This window comes from Sulfurimonas sp. (assembly GCF_027056685.1).
GTDB lineage: Bacteria > Campylobacterota > Campylobacteria > Campylobacterales > Sulfurimonadaceae > Sulfurimonas.
In genome coordinates this window covers 1-8,116 of the sequence record NZ_JALUKE010000182.1, presented here as the reverse complement: position 1 = coordinate 8,116, position 8,116 = coordinate 1, and the positions used below count along the sequence as shown (strand labels likewise).

The 8,116-nt window shown below is 33.9% G+C and carries 9 protein-coding genes and 1 pseudogene; 2 read left to right on the top strand and 8 right to left on the bottom strand.

What is annotated here, in order from left to right:
* The 3 genes and pseudogenes from MVY38_RS08005 to MVY38_RS07995 all read right to left on the bottom strand — a co-directional run.
* Nucleotides 1-600, bottom strand: a pseudogene (locus MVY38_RS08005) (sodium:calcium antiporter); the annotation flags it as partial.
* Nucleotides 601-603: 3 nt separating this feature from the next.
* Nucleotides 604-1,026: an rRNA maturation RNase YbeY gene (gene ybeY / locus MVY38_RS08000; RefSeq protein ID WP_297485050.1), complete on the bottom strand. Its 423-nt coding sequence runs from the start codon at nucleotides 1,024-1,026 to the stop codon at nucleotides 604-606.
* A gap of 62 nt (nucleotides 1,027-1,088) precedes the next feature.
* On the bottom strand, nucleotides 1,089-1,262 hold the full coding sequence (locus MVY38_RS07995; protein ID WP_297431162.1) for a putative motility protein: 174 nt from the start codon (nucleotides 1,260-1,262) through the stop codon (nucleotides 1,089-1,091).
* Nucleotides 1,263-1,353: 91 nt separating this feature from the next.
* On the opposite strand from MVY38_RS07995, the gene queC reads away from it, so the two are divergent.
* Nucleotides 1,354-2,037 (top strand): 7-cyano-7-deazaguanine synthase QueC, encoded by a 684-nt coding sequence (gene queC, locus MVY38_RS07990; protein WP_297485049.1) that lies wholly within the window; start codon nucleotides 1,354-1,356, stop codon nucleotides 2,035-2,037.
* Complete coding sequence (locus MVY38_RS07985) at nucleotides 2,030-2,701, top strand: SprT family zinc-dependent metalloprotease (protein ID WP_297485047.1); 672 nt, start codon at nucleotides 2,030-2,032, stop codon at nucleotides 2,699-2,701. The genes queC and MVY38_RS07985 overlap by 8 nt, the downstream gene beginning before the upstream one ends.
* Here the strand turns inward: MVY38_RS07985 and MVY38_RS07980 are convergent.
* The 5 genes from MVY38_RS07980 to metG form a co-directional block, all read right to left on the bottom strand.
* Nucleotides 2,681-3,904 carry a putative glycoside hydrolase gene (locus MVY38_RS07980; protein WP_297485045.1) on the bottom strand — a complete coding sequence of 408 codons (1,224 nt, stop codon included), beginning with the start codon at nucleotides 3,902-3,904 and terminating at the stop codon, nucleotides 2,681-2,683. The genes MVY38_RS07985 and MVY38_RS07980 overlap by 21 nt on opposite strands.
* Nucleotides 3,905-3,965: 61 nt before the next feature.
* Nucleotides 3,966-5,096, bottom strand: coding sequence for a TRAP transporter substrate-binding protein (gene dctP / locus MVY38_RS07975; RefSeq protein WP_297485043.1), 1,131 nt, complete (start codon nucleotides 5,094-5,096; stop codon nucleotides 3,966-3,968).
* Complete coding sequence (locus tag MVY38_RS07970) at nucleotides 5,097-5,627, bottom strand: YceI family protein (RefSeq protein ID WP_297485042.1); 531 nt, start codon at nucleotides 5,625-5,627, stop codon at nucleotides 5,097-5,099. It lies immediately after the preceding gene.
* A 57-nt stretch (nucleotides 5,628-5,684) separates the two neighbouring features.
* Entirely contained in the window at nucleotides 5,685-6,698 is a 1,014-nt protein-coding gene (locus MVY38_RS07965; RefSeq protein WP_297485040.1) for a hypothetical protein, read from the bottom strand.
* A partial coding sequence (gene metG / locus MVY38_RS07960) for a methionine--tRNA ligase subunit beta (protein WP_297485038.1) occupies nucleotides 6,695-8,116 on the bottom strand: 1,422 nt, incomplete at its 5' end. The genes metG and MVY38_RS07965, both read right to left, overlap by 4 nt.

Here is an 8,116-nt window from a genome sequence, read left to right as displayed (position 1 = left end):
ACTCACACCTAAGTGTCTTGCAATATGTGTACCGCTCTCAACAACAAAATTGGCACCACCAATTGTAAGTGCAAAGCCTATACCAAGGAGTAGAATAGCTCTTCCCCATTGAAATTTCTCTTTTTCCAAATCTGCATCAAGTTCACCCTCAAGTTCATCTTTATTACTTGTAAATAAGAAGAAGAGATAAGAGACCATCATAAGTAAAAAGAGAAGACCATCTGCTCTACTGATGACACCATCTTGAATCATAACTAAAAAAATCACAACAGGAACAATAACCCAAGCACTATCTTTTGAAAAAAGATCACGATCTGGCATCATTGATTTTGCAATCATAAATACTATGCCTAAAACTAATGCAGTATTAAAAATAATACTACCAATGACATTGGCAACTGCCATATCGACTTTACCTTCAGATGCTGCCATCATAGAAGCTGCCATCTCTGGTAAAGAAGTTCCAAACGCAACAAGCGTCGCACCTATCACAAAGTGAGAAATGTTAAAATGAAGAGCAATACGCTCCGACTCTTTTATAATAAAATCTGCACCATATATAAGCGCACCCATAGCAACTATAAAAATCACATAATCCATATATTATTTACCTTCTGTTCGTACTATTAAACTCTTTGGGAGTTTAAATTTATTTATAAGTTCTTCCTCTTTTGCTCTCATTTCTCCATTGTCTGCTTCATGGTCATAACCCAGTAGATGGAGCAGACCATGAATAAAGAGTAAACTAAATTCATCGTTTTGAGAGTGGGAAAACTCTTCTGCTTTTTGTTGTACAAAATTAACAGAAATAACAATGCTTCCAAGCGGGGCTCTTGGCATCTCTTCATAGGGAAAACTCAAAACATCAGTTGCTTTATCAACATTGCGATACTCTTTGTTCATCTCTTGAATTACTGCGTTTGTTGTCACAACAAGTTCAATATCTTTGTCTGTAAGTGTTTGTGAAACTCTTTGTAAAAAAGTTTCATCTATATTAAATGAGGTTTGGTTGTCAATATCTATCATAAGTGAAATTATATCAAATGGGGGCTTAGAGTTTATGGAGTGAAGTTATAAAAACTTCACACCTATCCAGTAATGTTTAAATTACCGCCAACACCAGTTTTTTGTGCTGTTACTTCTTTTGATTGCTCTTGCGAACTCTCTAAGAGCTGTTGTATCTGTTTTTCTTGTACATCTTGCGCTTTTTTCATAACATCTACCTGTACACTAGCAGATCCTGTTGAAGATGATACTTCCATAGTCGCTCCTTTTTTCTTGTGTTAGAACCATTCTATAACTCTTTTGTTTTAAAAAAGATTAAAAAAATTCTATATATGTTAAAATAGCACTATGAAACAAGAAATAAATATGAGAAAAAAAGCAGTTTGCATTATGAGTGGAGGGATGGATTCTACCCTTAGCGCTTACATGATGCAAGATGCAGGATACGAAATAATAGCAGTACATTTTAATTATGAGCAAAATACTCAAAAAAAAGAGTTGGAGTGTTTTCATAATATTACAAAAGCACTCGATGTTACAAATAAGTATGTACTAAACTTAGATTTTTTTAAACAACTGGGTGCTTCGGCACTTACTGACAGCTCTATTGATGTGCCTACTGGTGGAGTAGAAGAGGGTGTACCTGTTACCTATGTTCCTTTTAGAAATGGTATCTTTTTATCAATGGCAGCTGCCATTGCAGAAAAAGAGGGTGCATCAGTTTTAAGTATAGGCGTGGTTGAAGAAGATAGCAGTGGCTACCCTGATTGTCGTGAAGAGTACATAAATGCAATGCAAAAGGCCATTAACCTTGGTACAAAAGATGAAACAAAAATTGAGATAAAGATGCCGCTTGTACATCTCAAAAAATCTGAAATAGTCCAAGAAGCACTTAAACGCAGCGTTCCTCTTGAGCTTACTTGGAGTTGTTATAAAAATGAGCAGAGAGCTTGTGGTGTATGTGATAGCTGCCGACTGCGTTTAAATGGCTTTAAAGAAGCAGGAGTAAATGACCCAATAGCGTATGAATAAATTTTTAGAGTTTCAAGGCATTTGTGTAGAGTTGATTTATGCTCCAAAATTAAAACATAGTTATTTGCGTGTAAATGCAGACTCTACTTTAAGTGTTAAAACGCCTATAAAGTCCACAAAATTTGTTTATAAATTTTTAAATGATAAAAGTGATTGGATAAAAAAGCAACTTCTTAAAAACCAAAAAAATGCACCACTGAAAGTAACATTACAAGATGAAGTACTACTTTTTGGTGAAATTTATAGTATTGATTCTCAAGAAGTTACTTTACTTCGTAAACAATTGTTAAAATTAGATACGGCTGATTCTCTAAAAATTTCTAAGGCTTACGACATATTTTATAAACGCAGTGCAGAGGAGTATTTGACAGAGAGAGTAGAATATTTTAGTGCTTTGATGCGTTTGGAGTACACAGCTTTAAAGTTTAGAAAAATGAAAAGCAGATGGGGAAGTTGCAACTCAAGAAAAGAGATAACACTCAATACGCAACTAATGAAAGTGCAAAAAGAGCTTATTGATTATGTGGTAGTGCATGAATTATCTCATCTTGTGCATATGAACCACTCTAAAGAGTTTCACTCTTTTGTTGATAGTTACCTAGCAAACTCTAAAAACCTACGAAAAAAGCTAAAAGAAATTCGCTTACTTGATGAGATACTCTAACTTATACTTACTTGAAGGCGACCAAAGCATCCAACCATCTGTTCCTATATCTTCTGTAGCTTGTATTTGTGCTTGAATTTCTGCTTTTTTATAGGCTTTATGTTGTGAAGTATAATCGCGAAATCCCTGCAACCAAGGGCGTACTCTAGCACTTGGAATTCTATCTTGAATCTTTTTTATACTTCTGTAAACAACATCATAGGGATGCAAAGATGGATATTTAAAATAAAAAGAACCACTTGAAAAACCTGATGGATAGAGCATTGGACATAAGTAATCTGCATGTTGTGCAAGAGAAGTAACTGTTTGTCCTATTCCATTGTCATCTTTTCCCCAGCAGATGTTTCCGTAAGTATCAACTGAAATAAAAACACCATATTTTCGTAATCTTTTTTTCGCTTCATCCAAAAATGCCTCTATGGCTTTTACCCGTTTTGCTTGTATACATTGCTGCGAATATTTAAGTCCTAATTTTGCAGGAAAACGGATATAGTCAAAATTTATTTCATCATAACCTGCCTTTGCGGCCTCCTCAGCTATAGAAATAGTATAATCACGAGAACGCTTATCAAATGGATCAACCCATGCCATATTGTCATGATTTCGCCAAATGGTATTAGTTTTATCTTTTTTAATTGCATACTCTGGATTATGTGATGCTTGTATTTCATCTTTAAAAGTCACAATTCTGGCAATGGTATAAATATGGTGTGCTTTCATTGTTCTAATAAACTTTTGAATATTCCTATTTGTACGATTTTTTTGTGCTCCATAACTATTTGCCTGTTTAAAGTGAGTCAAAAAAGAGGTTGAACCATACTCGTTTTTTACATCAACGACCACTGCGTTTACCTCTGTATTATCAGCAATATTTAAAATCTTTTTCAAAGTTCCTGAGTTGTTACTCGCTCCCCAAAATGTTAGATAAAGTGCTTTTACTTTTATAGGTTCAAGTGCTATCATACTCGTATTCAAATCACTGTTAAAAGAAAGAGGTCTGTAGCCGTAGGCTTTTACATGGTACAAAGTTTCATTGGAATTTATAAAGAACAGACCATTCTTATCACTTTTTGTTGTGATTTTTGAATCACTAATAGTTGCGTTTACAATAGGCAATGCACTTTTGTTGTCAATAAGATAGCCTCTAAATGAAGCTAAGAGCAGGGTAGGGAAAATAGCGCTTAAAAGTAGTAGTTTTTTCAAAAAGTGTCTTTCTAATATTTTCTGAAATACTACTACTTTAAAGCAAACAGAGAAGCTAATACTATCTAATATTTAAAAAGTATTTTAGGCTTACATCACTCCACTCTTTAGAAAGAGTAAGATAGGAAGCTATAGATTTATATACATTTGCAAAGTCATCATTTTTAGCACTCAAATCACGAACGACTTCTACAAGTGCTTTTTTTCCGGCTGCTGTAACATCATCAGGAAATTGTGCAAGTGTTACATTTAATTTTTTTAGTTTTTGTAGTGCTTGAATGTTTTTTGCGTGAAATTCTGTAGCCATATTTGCATTAAGCTCACTACTTGCAACTTCTATCATAGACTGATGTTCAAAAGCAAGTTTACTCCAAAGATGTTTGTTAAAGGTAAGTTCCAAAACAGAACCTGGTTCATGCCAACCTGAGTAGTAGTAAGGGGCAACTTTGTAGAATCCCATTTTAATGTCAAGGGCAGGTCCAACCCATTCAGTAGCATCAATAACACCTCTTTCAAGTGAAGTATAAATTTCTCCAGCAGGAAGTAAAATAGGGTTGACACCCATTCGTGAAAAAACTTCACCTCCAAGACCAGGAATACGCATTTTTAGACCCTGCATATCAGCTAAAGAGTGAATAGGTTTTCTAAACCAACCACCCATTTGAATATTTGTATTACCACCTAAAAATGGGTGAAGATTATATTTTGCATATTGCTCTCGCCATAAATCCATACCGCCACCAAAAAGCATCCATGAATTGATTTCTTCGGCAGTAAAACCAAAAGGCATACCACTAAAGAGTGCAAATGCAGAATTTTTCCCTTTCCAATAATATGGACCAGAGTGAAAAGCATCTATTTGTCCACTAGAGCAGGCATCAAAAACAGCAAGAGCTGGAACCAAAACATTTTTAGGATAAATTTTTATTTGCAAAGAACCACCACTAATATCTTCTACTCGTTTAGCAAATTTTTCTACTCCTGTTCCCATTATAGGAAAGTGTGCAGGCCAACTTGTAGCAAGCTTAATAACGGTTTTTTTATTTTTATTGATATTTATATGTTTTGTGGCATCATGTTTTTTGGGATGTTTTGAATAGTCAATAGCAACATGATTACTCTCATTACAACCATTAAGAGCAATGGCTGCAGAAGTAAGTGTTGCTGTACTTAAAAAATCTCTACGATTCATTTACTTGTATTCTATTGAAAAATAGATAACAACATCTTGCCAAGTTTTACCTTTATGTAGTACATAGCAAGCTTTATTCAAAGATTTTAGTGATGGTATCATAGAAAAATCACCCAAATCTATTGTTCCTTTTGCTTTAACAACATTTCCTTTTACAGTATAACTCATAGGAATTACTAAAGTTCTTCCATTCATAGAAATGGTAGCAGTTAATGATTTATCTTGGACATTAGAAAGTGTTGCCTTAATGTTTTTTACATTTTGTACAGCAAAAAATTTACTGACAAGCTTAATATCTCTTCCTTTGTTACCACTATTAACGCTTGATGTATCAATAGTAGCTACTGCGTTTGACAAAAGAGATTTTACATTATTTGCTTTTGTGCTTTTTACTACTACCTTATCAAAAACGCCACTAACGCCTATTTTAGCATAGGTTTTAAACGCAGTGAATTTTACCGTAGTGTGTTGAATCTCCAAAGCAGAGAGCGAAGCTGCTAAAAATAGCATTGCTAAGAGTGTTTTTTTCATTTTATGAATCCTTTTTGATTGATATTTTTAATATAGCATTATTTATTAAAATATTTATTAAAAATCTAAAGTTAACTGCGTTTGTCGTATAAGCGGTTTATCTAGTATTGACTTATCTACCCCTGCAACAAGTGCAAAGTGAAAAATATTTGTTTTAAGCACTTTTTTTATCTCTTCTTTTGAATGGTAGAAAAATATATCTGCTGTTTCAAGCAGTTCTTTTGAGAGGTTTTTCTTCATTGCGTTTGGAAGAATATAGATACTCTTCGCCCAAGTAGAGTGTTTATGTAAAAAAAGAATTTCATCTTCAATTAAAGAGGAGTTTTTTTCAAAAATAAGTACTTTATCACTTGTTCCAAACTCTTTTATCTCAAAATTTTTATTTGTAAAAACTGCTTCAAAATGATCAATAGGTGTAAATTTTCTCAATCTGAAATTTATTTTTAATTTCTTAAAAAGTGACAATAAACGCTCTAAATAAGGCATAAAAAATGGAGAAATAAGTTGCCTTTCATAAAAAACATCATCATAAATAAAAGATGTCTCAAAAAGGGTTTGCTCTATTATATTTATACTACTATGAGAATTTTTTGGCATCTCTTTTATTTGTGTGAAAATATCCGGCGTAGTAAGAGTAGGGCTAAAAAGAACTGTATAGTGCTCTTCAATATGTGCTAAACTTTTAAATACTGATTTAATATCACCTCTAAGAGCAATAAAAGTAGGTTCCGTTACAACTTGCAATGCAAGTTTAAGTACAATCTCATCACACGAGTAGACAGTTATCTCTTTATTTAAAAGTTCAAAACGCAGCAAACGAACAAGTGCATCTTCGATATTTTGTACCTTTATCCATGCAATTTCACTATCTGTAATTTGTGTAGGTTTATCAAATATAACACCATAAGCACCATTAAATATGGCTTCTTCTATAGTTTCTTCTTCAAAAGCAATAAAAAGATCTCCTCTTCGTACTGCTTTAGCTTCTAAAATAATATTTGTAAAATTATTGATAAATGGAGAGTTTATAAGCTCTCCATTTATAAGTGCTACTGTATTTTCAAGTCTCATCCAACAGGTGTGCCTGCCTTTTTTGGTTTTTCAGGTCTTATTAAACATAGACCATCTTCATCTTTAGCAGCAAGAAGCATTCCTGCGCTCATCATACCCATAAGTTTTGCTGGTTTGAGGTTTGCAACTACACATACTTGTGTACCTACTAAATCTTGAGGAGAGTAAAACTCTTTTATACCTGCAACAACTTGACGGTTTGACTCTTCACCAAGATCTATTTGGAGTTTAAGAAGTTTTTTACTTTTTGGTACTTCTTGGGCTTCTACAACAGTACCTACTTTCAATGAAGTTTCAAAAAATTGCCCAATCTCTATAAGATTATCATCTTCTTTTGCTACTGGTTTGCTCTTTTTTTCTTCTTTAACTATAGGAGTAGGCTCTGCTTTTGGTGCTTCTTGCATTAAAGGCTCTTCAACACGAGGAAAGAGTGGTGGCACTTTTTTGATATTAAATACTTTTAAAAGTTTTTTATCAACTACAAGCTCTTTATAACTCTCTGTATTTATCTCAAACGCAAGAGCATCAGCAATTGTATTTGTAGTATTTGGCATAACAGGATGTAGCATAACAGCAGCTTTAGCTAAAATATTTGCAACCACAGCAACAGTAGCAAGTGCTTCATCTTTTTGTCCATTTTTCATTTTTACCCAAGGTTCAGACTCTTGAATAACACCATTTCCAATTGCAAAAAGTTTCCACAACTCCTCTAGGTATCTATGTGGTTGGAGTTTTTCTAAGAAAGAGTCTAAAGAATCAAGCACAGTGTTCATAGCTTCAAGCTCTTTTGAGTGGTACTTTACAACATCAACGCTGTCAATTTCAAAGTCACTATATTTTCCACTCATACCAATAATACGGTTAAGTAAGTTTCCAAGGTCATTTGAGAGTTCTGAATTTATACGGTCAATAAATGCGCGCTGTGAAAAATCTCCATCTTGTCCAAAAGGAACTTCTCTAAGCATAAAATAGCGTAAATTTTCAGCACCATAAGCATCAGCAACCTCTTTAGGAGAGACTACATTGCCTTTTGATTTACTCATCTTTTCACCATCACGAGTCCACCAACCATGTGCACCAATATGTTTAGGAAGCGGCAAATCAAGACTCATTAAAAATGCAGGCCAGTAGATAGCATGAAAACGCAGAATATCTTTTCCAACAAAATGAATATCAGCAGGCCAATAGTTCATATTTGCCTCATCTCCACCATAACCAAGAGCTGTAATATAGTTAAGTAGAGCATCAAGCCAGACATACATTACATGTTTATCATCATTTAAAGAGGCCGGCATTTTAACACCCCAACTAAAAGATGTACGAGTAACAGAGAGGTCACGAAGCCCACCTTTTACGAAGTTAACCACTTCATTTGCACGAGAACGAGGCATAATGAAATCTTCATGTTCAGCATAATA

Bases quoted from the DNA above. Each gene is read 5' to 3' on its own strand.
- MVY38_RS07970 (WP_297485042.1), bottom strand. From the start codon at position 5,627: ATGAAAAAAACACTCTTAGCAATGCTATTTTTAGCAGCTTCGCTCTCT.
- ybeY (WP_297485050.1), bottom strand. From the start codon at position 1,026: ATGATAGATATTGACAACCAAACCTCATTTAATATAGATGAAACTTTT.
- MVY38_RS07985 (WP_297485047.1), top strand. From the start codon at position 2,030: ATGAATAAATTTTTAGAGTTTCAAGGCATTTGTGTAGAGTTGATTTAT.
- MVY38_RS07995 (WP_297431162.1), bottom strand. From the start codon at position 1,262: ATGGAAGTATCATCTTCAACAGGATCTGCTAGTGTACAGGTAGATGTT.
- MVY38_RS07965 (WP_297485040.1), bottom strand. From the start codon at position 6,698: ATGAGACTTGAAAATACAGTAGCACTTATAAATGGAGAGCTTATAAAC.
- queC (WP_297485049.1), top strand. From the start codon at position 1,354: ATGAAACAAGAAATAAATATGAGAAAAAAAGCAGTTTGCATTATGAGT.
- dctP (WP_297485043.1), bottom strand. From the start codon at position 5,096: ATGAATCGTAGAGATTTTTTAAGTACAGCAACACTTACTTCTGCAGCC.